Below are 23,289 nucleotides of genomic sequence, written 5' to 3'. Positions count from 1 at the left end.
CCCCATTAAAGGCCTTAGCCTGTGCGCCGTGCGCAGCGCGGCCCGAAACCCGTGAGGGCCGGCGCCTCTAAACGCATAACGGAAATCCAAGGGCTATACCCTAAGAGCAAACCACCCCTTTTAGGGGTGGTTTTGATGCGCGGCCACTAGGTGCCAGAGCGGGGCGGGGGGCGCAGGCTTGGCCATGACGGCGCCGTCGCTGTCAAAGGCGCTCACGTCGGCGCCGCCGAGCTGCTGTGCCCGTTTGACCGAGCATCCCATGCGCACGGCACCCACGAGTTTGTCGATGGCCTCGGAGAATGGCCTGCGCAGGGCGCCCATGCGGGGCGACCCGCAGAGCTTTGCCGATAGTCCGCCCATCGCGAGCACGGTGGCTCCGCCCCAGAGTATGTTGCCCGTTTGGGCGTTCCTCTGTAGCCTTGCGAGCACGCCGCGCGCTGCCTCGGGATCCGTGCCGTCGGTTTCGACGATCGCATAGAGCCGCGTGCCGTGTTGTGCAATAGCGCTAAGTGCGGAGAGCCTGGTGGCATCGAGGGCCTCTGCGGTGTTCGACCCGCCTTGCCTGATCGCCAAGACAATGGCGTCAAACGTCCCGGTCGGGTGCCCTTCTGCTAGTTTCATCGACTCAAACGAGGGCAGTTTCGTGTCCGAGATTCTGGCGTAGGCGGTATATGCGTCCTTAAAGTCCTCAAGCAAAAAGACGAGTCCGGGATCGGCATCGAAAAATGTGAGCGCGATGCTCTCCGGCGTCGAGGGCGTCTCGGCATCGAGCTCCTCCTGGTTTTCGTGCGCGCGATCGGGCGACATGGTTCCTTCTTTCTGGTCGATGGCCTCTACAGTACAACGTTACAACAAGGTTTCGGCGCTCTCGCGGCGCTATCCTTATGCAATCAAGCACTTGAGAGGAGATCCATGCGTCTGCCCATGAACACATCGCTCGCCGGCCTCAAGCCCTCCGGCATCCGCCGGATCAATGCGCTCGCCGCTCAGCACCCGGGGTGCATCGCGCTCGCGCTTGGCGAGCCCGATTTTCCCACGCCCGATGTGATTGGCGCCGAGGTGACTACCTCGCTGGTGCGCGGTGACACGCACTATCCGCCCAACAACGGTCGCCCCGCCCTGCGCGAGTCGCTGTCTGCCTACATGGGCGACGCGGGTCTTACGTTTTCTGCCGACGAGGTCATCCTGACCGACGGCGCGACCGAGGCCCTGTCGGCAACGTTCATGGCTATGCTCAACCCTGGTGACGAGGTCATTATCCCCACACCGGCCTTTGGCCTGTACGAGAGCATCGTCGTGGCCAACCATGCCAAAGCTGTCTTTTTGGACACGGAGCCCGCACAATTTCAGATTGACGAGGACGCCCTTCGTGCTTGCGTGACGCCGGCGACCAAAGCCATCGTCATTTGCTCGCCCAACAATCCCACGGGCCGTATCCTCAACGCGGCTTCGCTCGACGCCGTGGCGCATGTGGCGGAGCGGACGGGCATCTACGTGGTCTGCGACGACGTCTACAACCGCCTGGTCTATGTGGATGGCTACGAGCGCTTTGCCCAGCGTCACCCGGAGCTGCGTGAGCAGACGGTAGTCATCGAGAGCTTTTCCAAGCCATGGGCTATGACCGGCTGGCGCTTGGGCTGGCTTGCGGCGGCCGCTCCGGTGGTTGCCGAGATCGCAAAGGCTCATCAATACCTCGTATCGAGCGCTGTATCCTTCGAGATGAACGCCGCCCGCGTGGCGCTCACCGTGGACCCGTCGCCGATGCTCGAAGTCTACCGAGCCCGCCGCGAGCGCGTACTCGCAGCCTTAGACGCCATGGGCCTCGACGCAGTAGAACCAGCAGGAGCCTTCTACGCCTTCCCCAGCATTAAACAATTCGGCCTAACAAGCGAAGACTTCTGCATCAAAGCCATCGAAGAAGCCAATGTAGCCCTAGTCCCCGGAGACTGCTTCGGCTGCGAAGGCCACATCCGCCTAAGCTACTGCGTAAGCGACGAAAACCTAGACAAAGGCCTAAATCGCCTGTCCACCTTCATTTCGACTTTGTAGTCCTCAGGGATGCAACACATCAGCCCACCGACATAAGGGTTATGCGTGGGGCGCGTCGCTCAACGGACACGAGGATTCGCAGCAAAGGCAACGTAGCTCCGGCCGGGAGGGGCAGGGCGAGTTTTCCGTAGATTCCGCACGAGCCGAAGGCCACTTAATGTGGCCTTCGCGCGAGCCCAGGACTTGACCGAGCGGAAAACTCGCCCTGCCCCTCCCGGTCGGAGCGTATGCAGGGTTTGTGTACGAATCCTCGCGCCCGTTGACCGACGCCGGGGTCCCCGCCATAATACTTTCGGTTCACGCACGAATCCGCTGCCAGAGACAGCCGGCGCAAACGGGCATCGCCCGCGAGCTTAATGGGATATCCCGCCAGCCGAGGTGGTCGAGTAGATATGTCTTCTCGCCCCCGTCGCTCATGCAGCGCGGGGGCTTTCTTTTTGGACATGCCCCCGTCACGTCCTTGTGGCGGACCGTGCCCGGAAAGAATTCGAGGAGGGGTAATTCATGCCCCAGCAGTACAAAATCGACAAGGTTGCAGAGATCGAGTCCCGTATCGCCGAGAACGCCGGTCTGTTCGTCGTCAACTACAACGGTCTGACGGTTAAGCAGGCTCAGGAGCTGCGTCACCAGCTTCGCGAATGCGGCGCCGAGATGAAGGTCTACAAGAACAACCTGGTCAAGATCGCCCTCAAGAACCAGGAGCAGCCCGAGATCGACGAGATCCTCGCCGGCCCCGTCGCTTATGTGTTCTACGAGACCGAGCCGGTCGAGGCCGCTAAGGCCCTTAAGGACTTCTCCGCCAATTCCAAGGGTGTCCTTGAGATCAAGGGTGGTATCTCCGACGGCAAGGCCGTTTCCGCTGATGATGTTAAGGCTATCGCCGAGCTGCCCACCAAGGATCAGCTTCTCGGCCAGATCGCCGGTCTCATCTCCGGTTTCGCTCGCGACATCGCTGTCTGCGTCAACGGCGTTTCCTCTGGTCTCGCTCGTTCGATCCAGCAGGTCTCCGAGCAGAAGGCAGCCTAGTCGCTGTTTTCACCCGCGGCGGCAACGCCGCACCCCTGGCGCATTCGCGCTGTGTTTTAACTGATCTCCGTGCACAGACACGGAAACCGAAAGGACGTAGAAATGGCTAAGCTTACCACCGATGAGATCATCGATGCTCTTAAGGAAATGACCCTTCTCGAGGCTTCCGAGCTCGTCAAGGCTATCGAGGACACCTTCGGCGTTTCCGCCGCTGCTCCTGCCGCCGTTGTCGCCGCTCCTGCTGCTGGCGCTGCTGAGGCCGAGGAGAAGACCGAGTTTGACGTCGTGCTCGAGGGCTTCGGTGACAACAAGATCCAGGTCATCAAGGCCGTCCGTGAGCTCACCAGCCTTGGCCTGAAGGAGGCCAAGGAGGTCGTCGAGGGCGCTCCCAAGGCTGTTCTCGAGGGTGCCAAGAAGGAGGACGCCGAGGCTGCCAAGGAGAAGCTCGAGGCTGCTGGCGCTGCTGTCACCCTCAAGTAATCAGGCTTTCTTGCCAGATTTCTTTGCAGACGGGGCTCGCTATGCGAGTCCCGTCTTTTTTGTTTTAGCCCCTCATTCCCATTGCTCGACACGCAGAACGCCGCTGTCTTCGCCGTGCCAATCCCGTTACCGCTGGGGCCAAAAATTGCACCATTCGACCAATAATTTGCGTTGACCTGCTGAAGAATTGCGTTTGCCTTACGGCGACGGATGTCTCCGGCGGTAAGATACTCCGGTATCGCAATTTGGTCTGCGGCCGTTGTGCCGCACGCACAGGGCGTATTCTGCGCCTGCGAAAGGATCCTTGAATAACATGAAGGCAATCATCCCCGCCGCCGGCCTTGGCACGCGTTTTCTGCCTGGCACTAAATGCACGCCTAAAGAGATGCTGCCGGTGCTCGACAAGCCGGTCATTCAGTATGTCGTTGAGGAGGCGCTCGACCCCGAGGAGGTCGACGACGCCATCATCGTTACCTCTCCCGGTAAGCCCGAGCTGCTGAGCTACTTCCAGCCCGATCGCTCGCTCGAGAATCTGCTGCGCGAGCGCGGTAAGGATGCTTACGCCGATGCCGTCGCCCACGCGGGCGGCATGCCGGTCGACTTCCGTTATCAGTACGAGCCCAAGGGCCTCGGTCATGCCATTCGCTCTGCTGCCGACGCCGTGGCAGGGGAGAACTTCCTGGTTCTTCTGGGCGACTACGTTGTGCCTAACCGTGACATCTGCGACAAGATGCTTGCCGTTTCCAAGGAGCACGGTGGCGCTTCGGTTATCGCCGTTGCCGCGTGCGCTCCCGAGGAAGTCAGCCGCTATGGCGTTATCGCTGGCGATCGCGTCGGTTCGCTCGAGGGCGCCGAGGGCGTTGCCGATGCCGAACCGGGCGCTGTCTGGCGCATCGGCGGTCTGGTTGAGAAGCCCGCTCCCGAGGCGGCTCCGTCCAACCTGTACATCGTCGGTCGCTACCTGCTGAGCCCGCTGGTCATGGACCTGCTCGCCGATCAGCAGGCCGGCAAGGGTGGCGAGATCCAGCTGACCGACGCCATGGCCCGCTCGCTCGACCGCGAGGCTATGTACGCTGTCGTCATCGACCCGCTCTCGGGCTACGACACCGGCACGCCCTCTGGTTGGATGGCCACCAACGCCCTCATGGCCGCAAGCGATCCTCGCTTTGCCAGCGCCTTCTGGGACGCCATCGACGAGCGCGGCGGATTGATGCGCAAGTAAGCCTTCGGGTATCAACATGTACGGGTGCGGACTTCGGTCTGCACCTGTTTTTTATTCGGGCTGTGTCGGGGCTCCGGAAACTGCGGCTCATTTTTAGGCCGAATTCCGGGCTGCGCTTTCCCAAACAGGTGGATTGCGGAAACTACGACCCGGAATTTCGGCTCAGAACGGGATATGCTTTCCCAAACAGGGCTCAATCGGAAACTGCGTCCCAGTTTGGGGCCTCAAAACGGGATGCAGTTTCCGCTTGATCGACCCTCGCCGCCATTCCGTCACTCAGCGGTCCGCACCAGCAGTCTCGTTCACATAAAATATATGAACAGATGTTCGATATACATACATCTACCTGCACCTTTTCTGTCGAAAAACTTTGCTACTCCAAAAACTCAATCGCGTCAAGGCTTTTCTTGCCCAACGGTCGGTACCTGATAAACTATTAGGTTGCGATAACTGGCGAAGCTATGCCTCGCCAACCCACCGAGCATTTCCGTGAAGGAGGAAAAACCTGGTGACCTACGCATACACTGCCACTGAGCGCAAGCGCGTCAGCTTCGGGAAAATCCCGGAGGCCATGGAGCTCCCCAACCTTATCTCTGTTCAAAGGGAATCCTTTGAGCGTTTTAAGGACGAGGGCCTTCGTGAGGCGTTCAAGGAATCCAGCCCCATCCAGAGCCAGAACCATGTTCTCGAGGTTACCTTCGGCGAGCATCAGTTCGGCGACCCCGCGCACACCGTCGAGGAGTGCCGCGAGAAGGATATGACCTATCAGGCTCCGCTTCTGACCGACGTCCGTCTCACCAACAAGGAGACCGGCGAGATCAAGGAGCAGCTCGTCTTCATGGGCGACTTCCCCATGATGACCGATCAGGGCACCTTCATCATCAACGGTACCGAGCGCATCGTCGTTTCGCAGCTCGTCCGCTCCCCGGGCGTGTACTACAGCTCCGAGATGGATTCGGGCAAGCAGATCTACAAGGCCCAGATCATCCCGTCCCGCGGTGCCTGGCTCGAGTTTGAGGTCGACAAGCGCGACCAGCTCATGGTCTCCATCGACCGTAAGCGCAAGCAGAGCGCCACGATGTTCCTGCGCGCCCTTGGCATCGCCGTCACCAACGACGACATCATCGAGCTGCTCGGCAACTCCGATGTGATCAAGCGCACCCTGGAGCGCGACACTGCTCTCACCCGCGAGGACGCCCTCATCGAGATCTACCGTCGTCTGCGCCCGGGCGAGCCTCCCACCGTGGACGCTTCCCGCAGCCTGCTCGAGGGTCTGCTCTTCAACCCGCAGCGCTACGATCTGGCCCGCGTCGGTCGCTACAAGGTCAACAAGAAGCTCAACCTCACCACCGAGGAAGAGGTCACGGTGCTCACCGACGAGGATATCGTTGCGACGCTGCGCTACCTCCTGTCCCTCGCTGCCGGCGAGCAGGGCTTCAAGGTCGACGACATCGATCACTTCGGCAACCGCCGAATCCGCACCGTCGGCGAGCTCGTCGCCAACCAGTTCCGTATCGGCATGAGCCGTATGGAGCGCGTCGTCCGTGAGCGCATGAGCTCCCAGGACATCGACGAGATCACCCCGCAGTCGCTCATCAACATCCGCCCGATCGTGGCCTCCATCAAGGAGTTCTTCGGTTCCTCGCAGCTCTCGCAGTTCATGGACCAGGCGAACCCCCTGACCGGTCTGACCCACAAGCGCCGTCTGTCCGCACTCGGCCCTGGTGGTCTTGCCGGCCACAAGTCCGGCTCCAGCCGCCGCACCAACGTGCCGACGGCCGTCCGCGACGTTCACAATTCGCATTACAGCCGCATGTGCCCGATCGAGACCCCCGAAGGACCCAACATCGGCCTGATCGGCTCGCTCGCCCTCTACGCCCGCGTCAACGAGTACGGCTTCATTGAGGCCCCGTTCCGCCGCGTCGAGAACGGCGTTGCCACCGACCAGATCGACTGGATGACCGCTGACGAGGAAGAGAAGCACGTCATCGCGCCGGCCAACACGCCGCTCGATCCCAAGACCAACGAGTTCATCACGACCGATGCCGAGGGCAAGATCGTTCGTCCGCATAGTGTGATTGCCCGTACCCGCGACTTCGATGGCTCCTTCGGCGCTCCCGCCGACGTGCCCGTCGAGGACGTCGACTACATGGACGTCTCGCCGCGTCAGATGCTCTCCGTCGCAGCCACGCTGATTCCGTTCCTTGAGCACGACGACGCCAAGCGTACGCTCATGGGCGCCAACATGCAGCGTCAGGCCGTGCCGCTGGTTCACCCTGCCGCTCCCTATGTCGGTACCGGCATGGAGCGTCGCGCCGCCCTGGACTCCGGCGAGGTCACCCTGGCCAAGAATGCCGGCGAGGTCATCTTTGCCGACGCCGCCAAGATCATCGTCAAGCATGCCGGCGGCATGGATGAGTATCACCTGGCCAAGTACCAGCGCTCCAACCAGTCAACCTGCATCAACCACCGTCCGCTCGTGCGCGTCGGTGACACCGTTGAGCAGGGCGAGCCCCTGGCCGACGGTCCTTCGACCGATCACGGCGAGCTCGCACTGGGCCAGAACCTCACCGTGGCCTACATGCCGTGGGAAGGCTTTAACTACGAGGACGGTATCGTCGTGTCCGAGCGCCTGGTGGCCGAGGACCTGCTGACGACCATCAACATCACCCGTCACGAGATCGACGCCCGCGACACCAAGCTCGGCCCCGAGGAGATCACCCGCGAGATCCCGAACCTCTCCGAGGATATGCTTGCCAACCTCGATGAGGACGGCATCATCCGCATCGGCGCCGAGGTCGGCCCTGGCGACATCCTGGTCGGCAAGGTCACGCCTAAGGGCGAGAGCGCTCTGACCGCCGAGGAGCGCCTGCTTCGCGCCATCTTCGGTGCCAAGGCCCACGATGTCCGCGATACTTCCCTTAAGATGCCTCACGGCGCGTACGGCCGCGTTATCGACGTCGTCCGCTTTAGCCGCGAGAACGGCGACGACCTGGCCCCCGGCGTCAACGAGCAGGTGCGCGTCTACGTCGCCCAGCGTCGTAAGATCCAGCAGGGCGATAAGATCGCCGGCCGCCACGGCAACAAGGGTGTTATTTGTAACGTTCTGCCGGTCGAGGACATGCCCTACATGGCTGACGGTACCCCGATCGACGTTATCCTCAACCCGCTGGGCGTTCCTTCGCGTATGAACGTCGGCCAGCTGCTCGAGTGCCACCTTGGCTGGGCTGCTGCCTGCGGTTGGGATACCGAGCAGGCCGACTCCGACAAGTACGTCCCCGGTCCGTTCTTCACCGCCACGCCCGTCTTCGACGGCGCCAAGGAGGACGAGATCGCCGAGGTCATCCGTCGTGCCAACAAGAACATGCTCAACAAGGCCACCGCTGCCTTTGGCGATCACATGCGCCCCGAGTTCGTCACCCAGCTTGACGAGCGCGGCAAGACCCGTCTGTTCGACGGCCGCACCGGCGAGGAGTTCCGCGAGCCCATTACCGTGGGTACGTCCTACATCCTCAAGCTCGGCCACATGGTCGACGACAAGATCCACGCCCGTTCGACCGGCCCTTACAGTCTGGTTACCCAGCAGCCTCTGGGCGGCAAGGCCCAGTTCGGCGGCCAGCGCTTCGGCGAGATGGAAGTTTGGGCACTGTACGCTTACGGTGCTTCCAACGTCCTGCAGGAGATCCTGACCGTCAAGTCCGACGATACCGTGGGCCGCGTCAAGACCTACGAGTCCATCGTCAAGGGCGAGAACGTTCCTGTCCCGGGTATCCCCGAGTCCTTCAAGGTTCTCGTCAAGGAGATCCGCTCCCTCGCGCTGGACATCGAGCCCATGCACGATGCCGACGAGGACGCCTCCGCCCCTGTGACCGCCGAGGAGACCTCTGCTCTCGACGACCTGGCTGCGCTCGCCGGCGTTGACACCGACGTCGAGGCCGAGGATGCCGAGACCGCCGAGGCACCCGAGGCTGTCGCCGCCACGACCACTGATAAGGAGTAGTTGACTGTGGCAGATTTCGAAGCTACTGATTTTGACTCGGTAAAGATCTCCCTTGCCTCCGCCGACCAGATCCGTTCTTGGTCGCACGGTGAGGTCAAGAAGCCGGAGACCATCAATTACCGTACCCTCAAGCCCGAGAAGGACGGCCTGTTCTGCGAGAAGATCTTCGGTCCCGCCAAGGACTGGGAGTGCTCCTGCGGCAAGTACAAGGGCATCCGCTTTAAGGGCATCGTCTGCGAGCGCTGCGGCGTCGAGGTCACCTCGGCCAAGGTGCGTCGCGACCGCATGGGCCACATCGAGCTCGCCGCTCCCGTGTCCCACATCTGGTACTTCAAGAGCCCCACGAGCTTCCCGATGAGCCGTATGCTCGACATCAAGTCCAAGGACCTCGAGAAGGTTCTGTACTTTGCCAGCTACATCATCACCGAGGTTGACTATGAGGCCCGCGAGGCCGACGCCGACGACCTGCGCGAGGAGCTCGCCGCCGATCTGGAAGAGATCGATGCCGAGTGCGCCCGCCAGATCGAGTCCCTCAAGGAGCAGGGCGACCCCGAGAACTTTGACGAGTTCTCCGACGAGGAGCCGCTGACCCCCGAGGAGATCGCCTCTGGCATCGTCGACATCGAGGAAGAGTGCAAGGACGAGAAGCAGCTCCGCACGGACGCCTTCAACGCCTTCATGAAGCTCACCGAGCGCGACCTCATCTCCGATGAGCCGCTGTTCCGCGAGATGACCCGCTACTACTCCATGTACTTCAAGGGTGGCATGGGTGCCGAGGCCGTCCGCGACCTGCTCGCTGCCATCGACCTCCCCTCCGAGGCCGAGAAGCTCAAGGCCATCATCGCCGACGAGGACTCCCAGAAGCAGAAGCGCGAGAAGGCCGTCAAGCGCCTCGAGGTCGTTGACGCCTTCCTGAAGGGTGGCAACAGCCCCGCGAACATGATCCTGGACGTCATCCCGGTCATTCCGCCCGATCTGCGCCCGATGGTCCAGCTCGACGGCGGCCGCTTCGCCGCGTCCGACCTCAACGACCTGTACCGTCGCGTGATCAACCGTAACAACCGACTCAAGCGCCTGCTCGACCTGGACGCCCCTGCGATCATCGTGAACAACGAGAAGCGCATGCTCCAGGAGTCCGTGGACGCCCTGTTCGACAACGGCCGTCGTGGTCGCCCGGTCTCTGGCCGTGGCGGTCGCCCGCTCAAGTCGCTCGCCGAGGCCCTCAAGGGCAAGCAGGGTCGTTTCCGTCAGAACCTGCTGGGTAAGCGTGTCGACTACTCCGGCCGTTCGGTAATCGTTACCGACCCCAAGCTGCTGCTGCACCAGTGCGGTCTGCCCAAGACCATGGCGCTGGAGCTCTTCAAGCCCTTCGTCATGAAGCGCCTGGTCGAGCTCGGCAAGGTCGAGAACATCAAGGGCGCCAAGCGCGCTATCGACCGTGGTGCCACCTTTGTGTGGGACATCCTCGAAGAGGTCATCGACGGCCGCGTCGTGCTGCTCAACCGTGCACCGACCCTGCACCGTCTGTCCATCCAGGCCTTTGAGCCGGTTCTGGTCGAGGGCAAGGCTATCCACCTGCACCCGCTGGTCTGCTCGCCCTTCAACGCCGACTTCGACGGCGACCAGATGTCTGTCCACGTGCCGCTGTCCAGCCAGGCTCAGGCCGAGGCTCGCGTGCTTATGCTCTCTGCGAACAACCTGCGCTCGCCGGCATCCGGCAAGCCGGTCAACATCCCCTCGCAGGACATGATCATCGGTGTGTACTACCTGACCCAGGTCCGCGACGGTCTGCCGGGCGAGAACCACGTGTTCTCGAGCTTCGACGACGCGCTGCACGCCTATGACTGCCGCTCCGAGGTCGACATGCAGGCCAAGATCCAGGTCCGCGTGTCCGCCGAGAACGCCAATGTCATCAACGAGGACGGCACCCGTATCTTCCGCGTCAAGAACGGCAAGAACGAGTTTGTCGACTACGACGTCACCGGCAACAAGACCGCGCGCTTCGAGACCTCTATCGGCCGCATCATCTTCAACCGCCAGTGCCTGCCCGAAGACTACGAGTTCATGAACTACAAGATGGTCAAGGGCGACGTGGCCAAGCTGGTTGCGGACTGCTGCGATCGTTACCCCGAGGCCAAGGTCGGCCCGATCCTCGACGCCATCAAGTACTCCGGCTTCCACTACGCTACCCGCGCCGGCCTCACCATCTCGGTGTGGGACGCTCTCATCCCTGCCGAGAAGCAGGAGCTGCTCGACCGCGCTCAGGCCAACGTCGACCAGATCAACGAGTACTTCGAGGAGGGCTTCATCAACGAGACGGAGCGCCACATCGAAGTCGTTAACGAGTGGACCGCTTGTACCGATAAGGTTGCAGCGCTCATGCTCGACATGTTCGACGAGGAGAACCCGCTGTACATGATGGCCGACTCCGGCGCCCGTGGTTCTAAGACCCAGCTGCGTCAGCTCGGCGGCATGCGTGGCCTGATGGCAGACATGTCCGGCGAGACGATTGACCTTCCCATTAAGGCGAACTTCCGCGAGGGCCTGCTGCCGCTCGAGTACTTCATTTCGACCTACGGCGCCCGTAAGGGCCTGGTCGATACCGCATCCCACACCTCGGACTCTGGTTACCTGACCCGTCGTCTGGTCGACGTGGCCCAGGACGTCATTGTCCGCGAGGAGGACTGCGGTACGCACGAGGGCGTCACCTACAACCTCATCATCCCCGGCACCACCGACCTCAACACCGACCTTGTCGGCCGTTGCTTCATTGAGGACGTCGTGGCTCCCGATGGCACCGTGCTCTTTGAGCAGGACGGCTACATCGAGAAGGTCGCCGACATCCAGAAGATGGTTGATGCCGGCCTCAAGAAGGTCAAGCTCCGCGCGCTGCTCACCTGCCGCTCCAAGTACGGCGTGTGCCAGAAGTGCTACGGCTGGGATCTTTCCACCCGTCGTCCGGTCGCCATCGGTACCGCGGTCGGCATTATTGCCGCCCAGTCCATCGGCGAGCCCGGTACGCAGCTTACGATGCGTACCATTCACTCCGGCGGCGTCGCTGGCGTCGACGATATTACGCAGGGTCTGCCTACGGTCAGCCGTATGTTCGATATCGTCGGCAACGTCAACGAGAAGATTCTGGGTCGCGAGGCCGAGCTGGCTCCGTACTCCGGTCACCTCTCGATTAAGCCCGAGAAGTCCGAGTACGTGCTGACGCTCACCGACTCCGAGGATCACACCCGTGTCCTCGACGAGCGTCGCGTCCCCGCATCGGTGCGCTTTATGCCCGAGATCGAGGACGGCTGCGAGGTTCGCGCCGGCGACCAGATCACCAAGGGCTTCGTCAACTTCCGCAACCTGCGCAAGCTGACCGACATCGAGTCGACGATGCACACCTTCGTCGAGAGCGTCAAGGACGTCTACACCAGCCAGGGCGTCGACCTGAACGACAAGCACATCGAGGTGCTCGCACGTCAGATGCTGCGTCGCGTTCAGATCACCAACCCCGGCGACTCCAAGTACCTGCTTGGTCAGTATGTCGACCGCTACGAGTTCGCCGACGAGGTCGAGCGCGTTGCCCGTCTGGGCGGTCAGGCTCCCGTGGCCGAGCCCGTCATCCTGGGTACGCTCAAGGTCGCGTCCAACATCGACTCTTGGCTGTCGAGCGCTTCGTTCATCCGCACCGCCGGCGTCCTTACCGAGGCTGCCATCGAGGGCAAGGTCGACCATCTGCTCGACCTTAAGTCCAACGTCATCGTCGGTAAGAAGATCCCGGCTGGTACCGGCCTCAAGCCGTACGCCAACGCCAAGCTGACGTATCGTACGGCCGACGGCTACGTGGACATCGACGGCCCGGCTTCGCCCAACGCCAAGTCGCTGCCCGAGTGGGCTCCGGTTGAGCTCAAGGACCTGGACGAGCAGCTCCCGCAGCAGCTCGACTGGGCCGGCTACGACGAGTTCGGTGGTGCTGACGGTTCGTTCACCCGCAACGGCCACACCATCTCCGCCGAGAAGGCTCGCCTGTACCTGTTCGACGACCTGGGCGTGTCGCAGCGCTGGACCAACAAGTTCAGCGAGGTCGGCATCGAGACGGTCGGCGACCTGGTCGGCAAGTCCGAGGAGGATCTGCTGCGCATCGATGGCATCGGTGCCAAGGCGATCGAGGAGCTCCGCGACGGCCTGGAGGCCCACGACCTGCTCTACATCCTCGAGAACAACGACGACGTTGCCGACGAGGAAGACCTCTCGCAGCTGCTGCAGATGGTCTTTAGCCCCGACGGTCCGGACGACATCCTGCTGGGCACCTCCGCCACGCCGACGCATCACGCCGACGCCGACGAGGAGCTCCTGGGCGCCCCGATCGACGACAAGAAGGCTCCCGCCAACGGTGCCATCAACGAGGACATGGCTTCCCTCGACGAGCTGCTCAACCAGCTCGTGGACACCGATGACGCTGAAGAGGCCAAGGACAACGACGAGGAGTAACTAGTTCCGCCGTTCTAACGAACGGCGGCGACCTCCGTCGCTGCGCGGCCCCCAGAGCTACAATCTGTCATTCAAAAGGCAGGGCATGACCAAAAGGTCAATGCCCTGCCTTTTTCATGCCACCTTGTACGCTCTGGGGGCCGCTCGCTTGCGTATGTTCAACCTGTTGCGTTCCGTTGATCCCTTGCCAATAAGGGACAGGTTTATTTTGGTAGGTTTTTTCCTGCTTGAATTTGAAACATTTAGTCCGACAAGAGCGTATCTAAGGTGAGGGCCTCATCGAGAACCAATAACGTCACCGGGAGGTGATTATGGAAGAACAAGCTTTTAGACAGGCGGTCGAAGACCACCGGGATGTCGTGTTTCGAATCGCGTTGACGTACCTGCGCGATCGTGCCGATGCCGACGATGTCGCACAAGACGTCTTTCTGAAGTTACTCAAAAGCGATGCGCAATTTGAAAGCTGGGAACATCTTCGTCGATGGCTTATCCGGGTCACGATCAATGAATGCAAATCGCTCTTTCGAAAGCCGTGGAGGCGTGTGGAGGATATCGAAAATCTGACCGATTCGCTCTTGACGACGCAGGATGAGACCAAGGCCGTCCTGTCGGACGTCATGCGGCTTCCGGAGCGATTCCGTATCCCCATCGTGCTCTATTACTATCTGGGCTTCTCAACTTCAGAGATTGCCGAGTTGCTGCACGTACCAGCCGCGACAGTTCGAACGCGTTTAGCCCGCGGTAGATCGAAGCTCAAGTTCATCCTAGAGGAGGGCGACCGTGAAATCCAACCAAATCAAACAGGCCTTCGAGTCCGTCCAAGCCGATAGCGATCTTGCCGATCGTGTCCTTAATGCCGCTGCGGGTGAGCCGCTTCGTCGAAAGGGTCACGCGAAGCCTCTGTATGTTGCCGTGATCGGATGCCTTGCCGGGGTGTTGGCGACTGGAGGAGTCGCCTACGCCGTTGTCAATTCCAGTTATTTTGCCTCTGCCTGGGGAAACCATGGCAACGGAGAGTCCGTTACCTGGACTCAAGGTGGCTCGTCGGGGACTAAATATACCTACACCAGAGAGTTTGGTGATGGTATCGCGCCCCAAAGCCTGGAGGGCTCAGTACAGAAGGTCAATCTGTCCGTCGAGGGCAACGGCTATACGCTCGACATTCATGAGATGGCAATCGACGAGAACGGTTGCGGTGCTGTGACGTTTACATTGTCCAATCCGAATGGCGTTAACTACTACAAGCCGGCGGCAGAGCTTGGCGAACTTGTTCTCTATGGTGAAGAAGAACAAGGCATCGGTACACCCAGCATGAACTTCGGCGAGGAATGGGCTGATACACGCTGCACCATTGATAAGGACACATCAAGCGATACTGTCATTAATGGCACGATGTACTTTGCTTCTATGGATCGCGAGCGAGGTTTTCAACATGCGGTCACCTGGAATATCTCGTGGACCGAGGGCGAAGGAGAGGATGCGAAGCCGTTCGAGGCATCGACGCCCGAGTTTAGCGTTGGAGCGTACGTCGATACTAAGGAACTCCGCTCCGATGACTCGCCTCTCGAGATCAGCCCGTTTTCCATCCAGACGCACATCGATGATCTGGGCATTGACGCAGTCACGAAGAAGTTGACGGTTACCTACAAGGATGGATCGGAGCAGATTATCGAAGATGACGACGCAGGGGCGTTCAACTTATATTTTTCTTATACGCGCAATAGCGGAGAGAACATCTGGGTGCCAACGAAGTTGATTGATGTCGACCAAGTGGTCTCAGTAACGCTTGAGGGCACACGCTGCACTTCAACAGGGGGCGCCGAAACGTCGGAACCCTTTACCATCGTCTATTCGTAAGATTTGGGGCCGCTTCCTATTAGGGGAGGCGGCCCATTTTGCATTAAATGGACGGTTAGACCGAGCGATATACTTCCGAAGACGCCGCCGATTTCCATGCGACAGATGAGAGCAGATCAACGCTGGAATGCGACGTTTCCCCAGATAAAACCGACCATAATAAACCTGTCCCTATTTGGAAGGGAACGTTGCCCCAACGAGCACGTCGGATTCCCGGGCCGGGCGGCACAGGGGTTAAGTTTGTCGCGAGTTCCGCACGAGCCGGAGGCCACTTAATGTGGCCTCCGTGCGAGCCAGGACTGTAGAGCAGCAAACTTAAAACCTGGGCCGCCCGGTCCGGGGATCCTCCCAAGCGCACAGGAGGGGATTCCTTTTGTGTAGGCTTTGCGGAAATGTGCCGATTTTAGGATACGCCCGGCGGCGTGGTCTGTTGACGGCACAGCTAACGCCACGTATCCTATCGAACTGCGTGTTTCGTAGGGGGATGCTGACCCCTCGATTCAAGCCGTTGCACTTTACAGAAAGCTGGAATCATTCGAGAAGGAGTACGCTTTGCCTACTATTAACCAGCTGGTTCGCCAGGGCCGTCGTTCCGTGCCCAAGAAGTCCAAGAACGCTGCTCTGCAGCACAACTCCCAGAAGCGCGGCGTGTGCACCCGCGTCTTCACCACGAGCCCCAAGAAGCCGAACTCGGCTCTTCGTAAGGTTGCCCGTGTTCGCCTTGTCAACGGCATCGAAGTTACCGCTTACATCCCGGGTGAGGGCCACAACCTGCAGGAGCACTCCATCGTGCTCGTCCGCGGCGGTCGTGTCCGTGACCTCCCTGGTGTCCGTTATCACGTCATCCGTGGCGCCTACGACGCTGCTCCGGTCCAGAACCGTATGCAGGCCCGTTCCAAGTACGGTGCTAAGCGCCCCAAGGCCAAATAAGCCAGATAACGTTTTGATACTTTCGCCGTGTGCCGCTTAAGCGCCGCACGGTAGACACTTAAGGAGATTTCACATGCCGCGTCGTGCAGCAGCTAATCGTCGTGAGGTTCAGCCTGACGCCGTTTACAACAACCGCCTGGTGACTCAGCTCATCAACAAGGTCCTTCTTGACGGCAAGAAGGCCACCGCTGAGCGCATCGTTTACACCGCTTTCGAGATCGTTGCCGAGAAGTCCGAGGGTGGCGACGCTCTCGCTACCTTCAAGAAGGCTATGGACAACGTCAAGCCCACGCTCGAGGTTAAGCCCAAGCGTGTCGGTGGCGCTACCTATCAGGTCCCGATGGAGGTCAACTCCCGTCGTTCCACCGCTCTGGGCATCCGCTGGATCGTCAACTTCTCCCGCGCTCGCAAGGAGAAGACCATGGCCGAGCGTCTCGCCAACGAGATCCTCGACGCCTCCAACGGCCTGGGCGCTTCCGTCAAGAAGCGTGAGGACGTCTTCAAGATGGCCGAGGCCAACCGCGCGTTCTCTCACTATCGTTGGTAAGTTAAGGTAAGGAACTAACATGGCTAAGCCTAAGTACAAGCTTTCCGATACCCGTAACATCGGCATCATGGCCCACATCGATGCTGGTAAGACCACCACGACCGAGCGTATTCTTTACTACACCGGTAAGACCCACAAGATCGGTGAGGTCCATGAGGGCGCTGCCACCATGGACTGGATGGTTCAGGAGCAGGAGCGCGGCGTAACCATTACCTCCGCTGCTACCACGTGCTTCTGGAACAAGGACGGTAAGGACTACCGCATCCAGATCATCGACACCCCGGGCCACGTTGACTTCACCGCCGAGGTCGAGCGCTGCCTGCGCGTCCTCGATGGTGCCGTCGCCGTCTTCGACGCCGTTGCCGGCGTCCAGCCCCAGTCTGAGACCGTTTGGCGTCAGGCTTCCACCTTCAACGTCCCCCGCATCGCCTTCATCAACAAGTATGACCGCGTGGGCGCTGACTTCTTCAACGCTATCGAGACCATGAAGGACCGTCTCGACGCTAACGCCGTGGCCGCTCAGGTCCCGATGGGCGCCGAGGACAACTTCTGGGGCGTCATCGACCTGGTCACCATGACCGCTTGGGACTTCAAGGCCGACGAGAAGGGCATGACCTACCCCGAGCCGATGGACGAGATCCCGTCTGAGTTTGCCGACATCGCTGCCACCAAGCGCGAGGAGCTCCTCGACGCTGCTGCCAGCTTTGACGACGAGCTCATGGAGAAGATCCTCATGGAGGAGGACTTCACCGTCGAGGAGCTCAAGGCTGCTCTGCGCAAGGGTGTTCTGGCCAACGAGCTTAACCTCGTCTTCGTGGGCTCCGCCTACAAGAACAAGGGCGTCCAGGAGCTGCTCGACGCTGTCGTCGACTACCTGCCCAGCCCGCTCGACGTTGAGGCCGTCACCGGTACCGATCCGGACACCGGCGAGGAGATCCAGCGTCATCCTTCCTTCGACGAGCCCTTCTCCGGCCTGGTCTTCAAGATCATGACCGACCCGTTCGTCGGTAAGCTCACCTACGTCCGCGTTTACTCCGGCCGCGCCGAGTCCGGCTCCTACGTGGTCAACGCTTCCAACGGTCAGCGCGAGCGCCTCGGCCGCATTCTCGAGATGAACGCCGCCGAGCGTATCGACCGTGACGACGCTGCCGCCGGCGACATCGTCGCTTGCGTCGGCTTCAAGAACTCCACCACCGGTGACACCCTGTGCGCCGAGGGCAAGGAGATCGTCCTCGAGAAGATCGAGTTCGCTAAGCCCGTTATCGACGTTGCCATTGAGCCCAAGACCAAGGCCGAGCAGGACAAGATGTCCCTGGCTCTGACCAAGCTCGCCGAGGAGGACCCGACCTTCCAGGTGTCCACCAACCACGAGACCGGCCAGACCATCATCGCCGGCATGGGCGAGCTGCACCTCGAGATCATCGTCGACCGTCTGCTCCGTGAGTTCAAGGTTGACGCTAACGTTGGTAAGCCCCAGGTTGCCTACCGCGAGACCGCTGGTCACGACGTCGAGAAGGCTGAGGGCAAGTTCGTCCGTCAGTCCGGTGGTCGCGGTCAGTACGGCCACGCCGTCATCAAGCTCGAGAAGATGGAGGAGGGCTTCGGCTACGAGTTCGTCAACGCTATCGTCGGCGGCGTCGTGCCCAAGGAGTACATCCCGTCCATCGACAAGGGCATCCAGGAGGCCCTGAACACCGGTGTTATCGCCGGCTTCCCGGTCCTCGACGTCAAGGTCACCCTGTTCGACGGTTCTTACCACGAGGTCGACTCCTCCGAGGCCGCCTTCAAGATCGCCGGTTCCATGGCTATCAAGGACGCCCTCAAGAAGTCCGATCCGCAGCTGCTCGAGCCGATCATGGCTGTCGAGGTCGAGACCCCCGAGCAGTACATGGGCGACGTTATGGGCAACCTCTCCGGTCGCCGCGGCAAGATCGAGGGCATGGAGGATCGCAAGAACAGCAAGCTCATCCGTGCCAAGGTGCCGCTGGGCGAGATGTTCGGTTACGCTACCGACCTTCGCTCCCAGACCCAGGGCCGTGCATCCTACACGATGCAGTTCGACTCTTATGAGCCCGCGCCCAAGTCCATCGTGGACGAGGTCATGAGCAAGAACGCCTAAGTTCGAGCTCCCTGTTACGTAATCCGCGAGAACATCTCTCGCACTCTTTGGAGGTTTAAGTTGGCTACCCAGAAGATCCGCATTCGCCTCAAGGGCTATGATCACGAGGTCGTCGATCAGTCCGCGAAGCTCATCGTCGAGACCGCTCAGAAGACCGGCGCTCGCGTTTCCGGTCCTGTCCCCCTGCCCACCGAGCGCAACCTGTACACGGTTATCCGCTCGCCGCACGTGAACAAGGACTCCCGTGAGCAGTTCGAGATGCGCACCCATAAGCGCCTCATCGACATCCTCGACCCCACCTCGGGCACCGTTGATTCGCTCATGCGTCTCGACCTACCCGCTGGCGTCGACATCGACATCAAGCTCTAAGCGATATCGCTCATAGCTTACAGAGCCCCGCTGCCATTACGGTAGCGGGGCTCTTTTGTTTTGCATGATGGCCTTGGGGGACCGGGTAATGCTGTCGAGCGGGTGGCTGTGGCGCCTTATTTACCCATGGGACGCAGCGATGCCTCCTCAAAATGGAAGGAACGCAAGCCGTCTTCCATTTCGATACACGCGCGACCAAAGGCATCGACCGTTTGAAAGATGCCACGCGCCAGCTCGTCACCGGCAGGGGAACGGGCGATAACGTGCTCCCCAATCCAATTGAGATGAGCGACATACTCATCGTGGACGGGTGCGATCGGACCGGCGTCTTCTTCCATGGCGTTGAGTAGATCCGCCCACGCGTCCACAGTGTTTACGACGGTGTGATAGACCTCCTTGAGCAGCACATCGACGGTGGGAACATTCTCGTTGAAGTCTGACAGACCGATTGCCGGCAGGCCGCCATCGGGAACCTCTTGGGGCGTGTAGTTTACGTTGACGCCAATGCCGCAGACGGCAAAGGGCATGCCCATGTTGTCACGAGCCGCCTCGACCAAGATGCCGCCGAGTTTGCGCCCTCGCGCGACGAGGTCGTTGGGCCATTTGAGGCCGATCTCGTTAGCAAGACCTTGCGCCTCGAGCGCCTCGAGCACCGCTAAGCCGCTGATGGCGGCAAGACCAGAGTACTTGGCGGGATCAACACGTGGACGTAGGACAATCGAGAGCAACAGGTTGCCGGCGGTTGAATCCCACTTGTGGCCGCGTCGGCCGCGTCCTGCCGTTTGCGCGCGGGCTGCAAGCCCCGTGCCGTGCGGCGCTCCCTGTTTTCCTGCTTCGAGCAGGTCGTCGTTGGTCGATCCGGTTACGTCGACTATCGTTAATTGGGCATCCATAGCGGCTGCTACCTCCTTAATGAATAAGTGAATGACGCGAATGGTGTCGAGAGATAGACACAATGTGAAGCCTTTGTCGCATTTGGACAATTTAATGTTAACACGTCAACAAAGCGAAGAATGCGCTATCCTCTCTTGGTCGATGTAAACACGTCAACAACTCAAAGGAGGTTAGTGATGGGTTTCACGATTCTTGGAACAGGCTCGGCGCTTCCCAAGTGCAGTGTTTCCAATGACGAGCTGTCCGAGTTCCTCGATACCTCGGATGAGTGGATTTTTACCCGCACAGGCATCAAGAGCCGCCATGTGTGCACCACCGAGTCACTCGACGACCTTGCCGTGGCGGCGAGCGAGCAAGCGCTCCAGACGTCCGGAATCGATGCGAGCCAGCTGGATCTTATCGTCTGTTCGACGACGACGGGCGATCATCTCGTTCCTGCCGAAGCGTGCGCCATTGCTGAGCGCCTGGGTGCCACATGTCCTGCTTTCGACGTTTCGGCGGCTTGTGCCGGCTTCGTATTTGCGCTCGATGTCGCCGAGGGCTATATCGCCCGCGGTCGTGCCAGGCGCGTGCTTATTGTTGCTGCCGAGCAGATGACGCGCGCGCTCGACTGGACCGACCGTGCCACCTGCGTGCTCTTTGGCGATGGCGCGGGTGCTGCGGTCATAGAGGCTGGGGGAGAGAATCCCCTCGCCGTTGAGCTTTCGACGTCGCCTGACGTCGAAACACTGCGCGTCCCCGGATTGGCGGGCTCCTCGCCGTATAAGACGGCGCAGGACCGCGAAAGCGTGCTTTCCATGAACGGCCGTCGCGTCTTCAAGTTTGGCGTCAATGCCATCTGCGACACGGTCAACAAGCTCGTTTGCGACGCGAGCATCGCGGTCGAGGACATCGACCACTTTGTATTCCATCAGGCTAACGAACGAATCTTGAGCCAGGCGGTCAAGCGCTTAGGCGTGCCGGACGACCGTGTGGTCCGAACGTTGCGTGAAACCGGCAACATCTCGAGCGCCTGTATTCCGCTTGCTCTCGATCGACTGGCAAATACCGGCGCACTGAATGCGGGCGACACCATCGCCCTCGTTGGATTTGGCGCCGGCTTGGATGTAGGTGGCTATCTACTTCGCTGGAAGTAGCTGCACATAGGAAATGAAAACGCCCCTGGGGCACAAACAAAGGAGAACTACCATGGCAGATCAGAAGACCTTCGAGCGCGTTTGCGACGTTATCCGCGAGACCGCCGGCCTTGACGATGTCGAGATGAAGCCCGAGTCCACGCTCGAGGAGATTGGCCTCGACAGCCTGGGTACCGTCGAGATCCTCGTTGCCGTCGAGGACGAGTTTGGCATTGAGCTCGATACCGAGGAGAACCCCAAGACGGTCGGCGAGTTCGTCGATACGGTCGAGGCGGCATTGGAGAAGTAGTGATGCTCAAGTCTCCTCTCTGCGATCTGCTCGGCATCGAAAAGCCTGTGTTCCAGGGCGGCATGGCCTGGATTGCTGACGCCTCGCTGGCATCGGCCGTGTCCGAGGCAGGCGGCTTAGGCATTATCGCGGCCATGAATGCCGATGCCAACTGGCTGCGCGATCAGATTCACGAGCTGCGCGCCAAGACGGATAAGCCCTTTGGCGTCAACGTTATGCTCATGAGCCCGTTTGTCGACGAGGTCGCACAAGTGGTGATTGATGAGCGGGTGCCCGTTGTGGTGACCGGCGCCGGCAATCCCACCAAGTACATGAAGGCGTGGAACGAGGCGGGCATCAAGGTCATCCCGGTCGTTGCCTCGGTGGCGCTGGCGCGTCTCGTGGCGCGTCGCGGGGCCACCGCCGTGGTTGCCGAAGGCACCGAATCAGGCGGCCATATTGGCGAGACCTCGACGATGGCACTGGTGCCGCAGGTTGTCGATGCGGTCGATATTCCCGTGGTCGCGGCTGGCGGTATCGCCGATGGCCGCGGTGTGGCGGCCGCCTTTATGCTCGGCGCTGCCGGCGTCCAGGTGGGAACACGCTTTCTGGTCGCAAACGAGTGCACCGTATCCGAACAGTACAAAGAGCTGGTGCTCAAGGCAGGCGACACGTCGACGCGCGCGACCGGTCGCTCGACGGGACATCCGGTTCGAGCCCTCAAGAGCCCCTTCACCAACGCGTATGCCAAGAACGAGGCGGCGGGCGCAAGTCCCGAGGAGCTCGGGGCCATGGGCACGGGTGCGCTTCGCAAGGCGGCAAAGGACGGTAATTACGAAGAGGGTTCGTATTTGTGCGGACAGATTGCCGGCATGGTCAACGAGCGCCAGAGCGCTCGCGAAATCGTCGACGATCTGGTCGGCGGCGCCGAGCATGTCCTGAAGGGTGCGTCCGCATGGGTAGCGTAGCGTTTCTGTTTGCCGGTCAGGGTGCCCAGCACCCCGCGATGGGCGTCGACCTCATCGAAGCATCGCCGGCGGCTGCCGAGGTGTTCGCCATTGCCGACGAGGTGCGCCCGGGGACCAGCGAGCAGTGCCGGAGCGCCTCCAAGGAGGAGCTCTCGCAGACCGAGAACACGCAGCCTTGCGTGTTCGTGCACGACTTGGCTGTCGCCGTCGCCCTGCGCGAGCGCGGCGTGGTGCCTGCCGCCTGTGCGGGATTCTCGCTGGGCGAGGTCGCTGCACTCACCTTTGCGGGGGCATTCGATACGCGAGCGGGTTTTGAGCTCGTATGTGAGCGCGCGGCATTGATGGCCACGGCGGCCGAGCGTCACCCCGGCGGCATGCGCGCCGTCATCAAACTCGATGCGGCGCAGGTCGAGGGCTTGGCAAAACAGGCCGGCGAGGACTGCTGGCCGGTCAACTACAACAGCCCCCAGCAGACGGTTGTGGCCGGAGCGCCCGAGGCGCTGCAGGAGCTCGACGTTCTAGTGAAAGAGGCTGGCGGTCGCGCCATGAAGGTCGCGGTGTCGGGTGCATTCCATGGCCCCTATATGGCCGAGGCGACCTGTGGCCTTGCTGCATATATCGAGGCCGGTCACGCGCCGTCCCCGCTGCTCATTCCTGTTATGGCAAATATGACAGCGGCGCCCTATCCGGCCGACCCGCAGGCGGCAGCGGAGATGCTTGCCAACCAGGTGAGTCATGCCGTGCGCTGGGTCGACACGCTGCATGCTCTGCAGGATCAAGGCATCGATACGTTTATTGAGGTCGGCCCTGGCAAAACGCTGTCCGGCTTGGTCAAGCGTACGTTGAGCGACGTTCGCGTGTATTCGTGCGAAACGGCAGAACAGGTCGCAGCTATTGCCAACGAGCTCGCATAGCCCATAGGGCTGTAACCCGAAAGGA

18 protein-coding genes are annotated in these 23,289 nt (G+C 60.9%); 16 read left to right on the top strand and 2 right to left on the bottom strand.

Features of this window, described 5'->3' with window-relative positions; translation table 11 throughout:
- Positions 1 to 120: 120 nt before the first annotated feature.
- Entirely contained in the window at positions 121 to 807 is a 687-nt protein-coding gene (locus tag DWZ15_RS06340; RefSeq protein ID WP_118450001.1) for a hypothetical protein, read from the bottom strand.
- 105 nt (positions 808 to 912) lie between these two features.
- On the opposite strand from DWZ15_RS06340, the gene DWZ15_RS06335 reads away from it, so the two are divergent.
- The 12 genes from DWZ15_RS06335 to rpsJ all read left to right on the top strand — a co-directional run bounded on the left by DWZ15_RS06335 (position 913) and on the right by rpsJ (position 19,084).
- On the top strand, positions 913 to 2,049 hold the full coding sequence (locus DWZ15_RS06335; protein WP_118449999.1) for a pyridoxal phosphate-dependent aminotransferase: 1,137 nt from the start codon (positions 913 to 915) through the stop codon (positions 2,047 to 2,049).
- Between the two features lie 504 nt (positions 2,050 to 2,553).
- A complete protein-coding gene (gene rplJ / locus DWZ15_RS06330; RefSeq protein ID WP_117758629.1) occupies positions 2,554 to 3,075 on the top strand; it encodes a 50S ribosomal protein L10 in 522 nt (173 codons plus the stop codon).
- A gap of 102 nt (positions 3,076 to 3,177) precedes the next feature.
- A complete protein-coding gene (gene rplL / locus DWZ15_RS06325) occupies positions 3,178 to 3,555 on the top strand; it encodes a 50S ribosomal protein L7/L12 (protein WP_117758628.1) in 378 nt (125 codons plus the stop codon).
- Between the two features lie 313 nt (positions 3,556 to 3,868).
- Positions 3,869 to 4,777, top strand: coding sequence for a UTP--glucose-1-phosphate uridylyltransferase (locus DWZ15_RS06320; RefSeq protein ID WP_118449997.1), 909 nt, complete (start codon positions 3,869 to 3,871; stop codon positions 4,775 to 4,777).
- Between the two features lie 571 nt (positions 4,778 to 5,348).
- Entirely contained in the window at positions 5,349 to 8,777 is a 3,429-nt protein-coding gene (locus tag DWZ15_RS06315; protein WP_233544652.1) for a DNA-directed RNA polymerase subunit beta, read from the top strand.
- Between the two features lie 6 nt (positions 8,778 to 8,783).
- Positions 8,784 to 13,262, top strand: coding sequence for a DNA-directed RNA polymerase subunit beta' (locus tag DWZ15_RS06310; protein WP_199572768.1), 4,479 nt, complete (start codon positions 8,784 to 8,786; stop codon positions 13,260 to 13,262).
- Positions 13,263 to 13,573: 311 nt separating this feature from the next.
- The gene (locus tag DWZ15_RS06300; protein ID WP_233544651.1) at positions 13,574 to 14,092 is read left to right on the top strand and encodes an RNA polymerase sigma factor; all 519 of its coding nucleotides are present in this window, start codon (positions 13,574 to 13,576) and stop codon (positions 14,090 to 14,092) included.
- Positions 14,043 to 15,119 carry a DUF4179 domain-containing protein gene (locus DWZ15_RS06295; protein WP_118449991.1) on the top strand — a complete coding sequence of 359 codons (1,077 nt, stop codon included), beginning with the start codon at positions 14,043 to 14,045 and terminating at the stop codon, positions 15,117 to 15,119. The genes DWZ15_RS06300 and DWZ15_RS06295 overlap by 50 nt, the downstream gene beginning before the upstream one ends.
- Positions 15,120 to 15,671: 552 nt before the next feature.
- Entirely contained in the window at positions 15,672 to 16,049 is a 378-nt protein-coding gene (gene rpsL, locus DWZ15_RS06290) for a 30S ribosomal protein S12 (RefSeq protein WP_006235012.1), read from the top strand.
- Between the two features lie 73 nt (positions 16,050 to 16,122).
- The gene (gene rpsG, locus DWZ15_RS06285; RefSeq protein ID WP_006235013.1) at positions 16,123 to 16,596 is read left to right on the top strand and encodes a 30S ribosomal protein S7; all 474 of its coding nucleotides are present in this window, start codon (positions 16,123 to 16,125) and stop codon (positions 16,594 to 16,596) included.
- Positions 16,597 to 16,615: 19 nt separating this feature from the next.
- Positions 16,616 to 18,715, top strand: coding sequence for an elongation factor G (fusA, locus tag DWZ15_RS06280; RefSeq protein WP_118449989.1), 2,100 nt, complete (start codon positions 16,616 to 16,618; stop codon positions 18,713 to 18,715).
- A gap of 60 nt (positions 18,716 to 18,775) precedes the next feature.
- Positions 18,776 to 19,084 (top strand): 30S ribosomal protein S10, encoded by a 309-nt coding sequence (rpsJ, locus tag DWZ15_RS06275; RefSeq protein ID WP_022094184.1) that lies wholly within the window; start codon positions 18,776 to 18,778, stop codon positions 19,082 to 19,084.
- Positions 19,085 to 19,200: 116 nt separating this feature from the next.
- On the opposite strand, the gene DWZ15_RS06270 is transcribed toward rpsJ, so the two are convergent.
- Positions 19,201 to 19,977, bottom strand: coding sequence for a biotin--[acetyl-CoA-carboxylase] ligase (locus DWZ15_RS06270; RefSeq protein ID WP_118449987.1), 777 nt, complete (start codon positions 19,975 to 19,977; stop codon positions 19,201 to 19,203).
- A 177-nt stretch (positions 19,978 to 20,154) separates the two neighbouring features.
- On the opposite strand from DWZ15_RS06270, the gene DWZ15_RS06265 reads away from it, so the two are divergent.
- Genes DWZ15_RS06265 through DWZ15_RS06250 form a run of 4 tightly spaced genes read left to right on the top strand, consistent with a single transcriptional unit; the run spans position 20,155 to position 23,264 of the window.
- The gene (locus DWZ15_RS06265) at positions 20,155 to 21,114 is read left to right on the top strand and encodes a 3-oxoacyl-ACP synthase III family protein (RefSeq protein WP_118449985.1); all 960 of its coding nucleotides are present in this window, start codon (positions 20,155 to 20,157) and stop codon (positions 21,112 to 21,114) included.
- Positions 21,115 to 21,166: 52 nt separating this feature from the next.
- Positions 21,167 to 21,403 carry an acyl carrier protein gene (locus DWZ15_RS06260; protein WP_055285196.1) on the top strand — a complete coding sequence of 79 codons (237 nt, stop codon included), beginning with the start codon at positions 21,167 to 21,169 and terminating at the stop codon, positions 21,401 to 21,403.
- Positions 21,404 to 21,405: 2 nt separating this feature from the next.
- Positions 21,406 to 22,350 carry an enoyl-[acyl-carrier-protein] reductase FabK gene (gene fabK, locus DWZ15_RS06255; protein WP_117862226.1) on the top strand — a complete coding sequence of 315 codons (945 nt, stop codon included), beginning with the start codon at positions 21,406 to 21,408 and terminating at the stop codon, positions 22,348 to 22,350.
- Positions 22,338 to 23,264: an ACP S-malonyltransferase gene (locus DWZ15_RS06250; protein WP_118449983.1), complete on the top strand. Its 927-nt coding sequence runs from the start codon at positions 22,338 to 22,340 to the stop codon at positions 23,262 to 23,264. The genes fabK and DWZ15_RS06250 overlap by 13 nt, the downstream gene beginning before the upstream one ends.
- Positions 23,265 to 23,289 lie beyond the last annotated feature (25 nt).

Source organism: Collinsella sp. AF29-7AC, from assembly GCF_003475665.1.
Classification (GTDB): domain Bacteria; phylum Actinomycetota; class Coriobacteriia; order Coriobacteriales; family Coriobacteriaceae; genus Collinsella.
The sequence above is the reverse complement of the archived record's forward strand: the minus strand, read 5'-3'. Positions and strand labels throughout refer to the sequence as shown.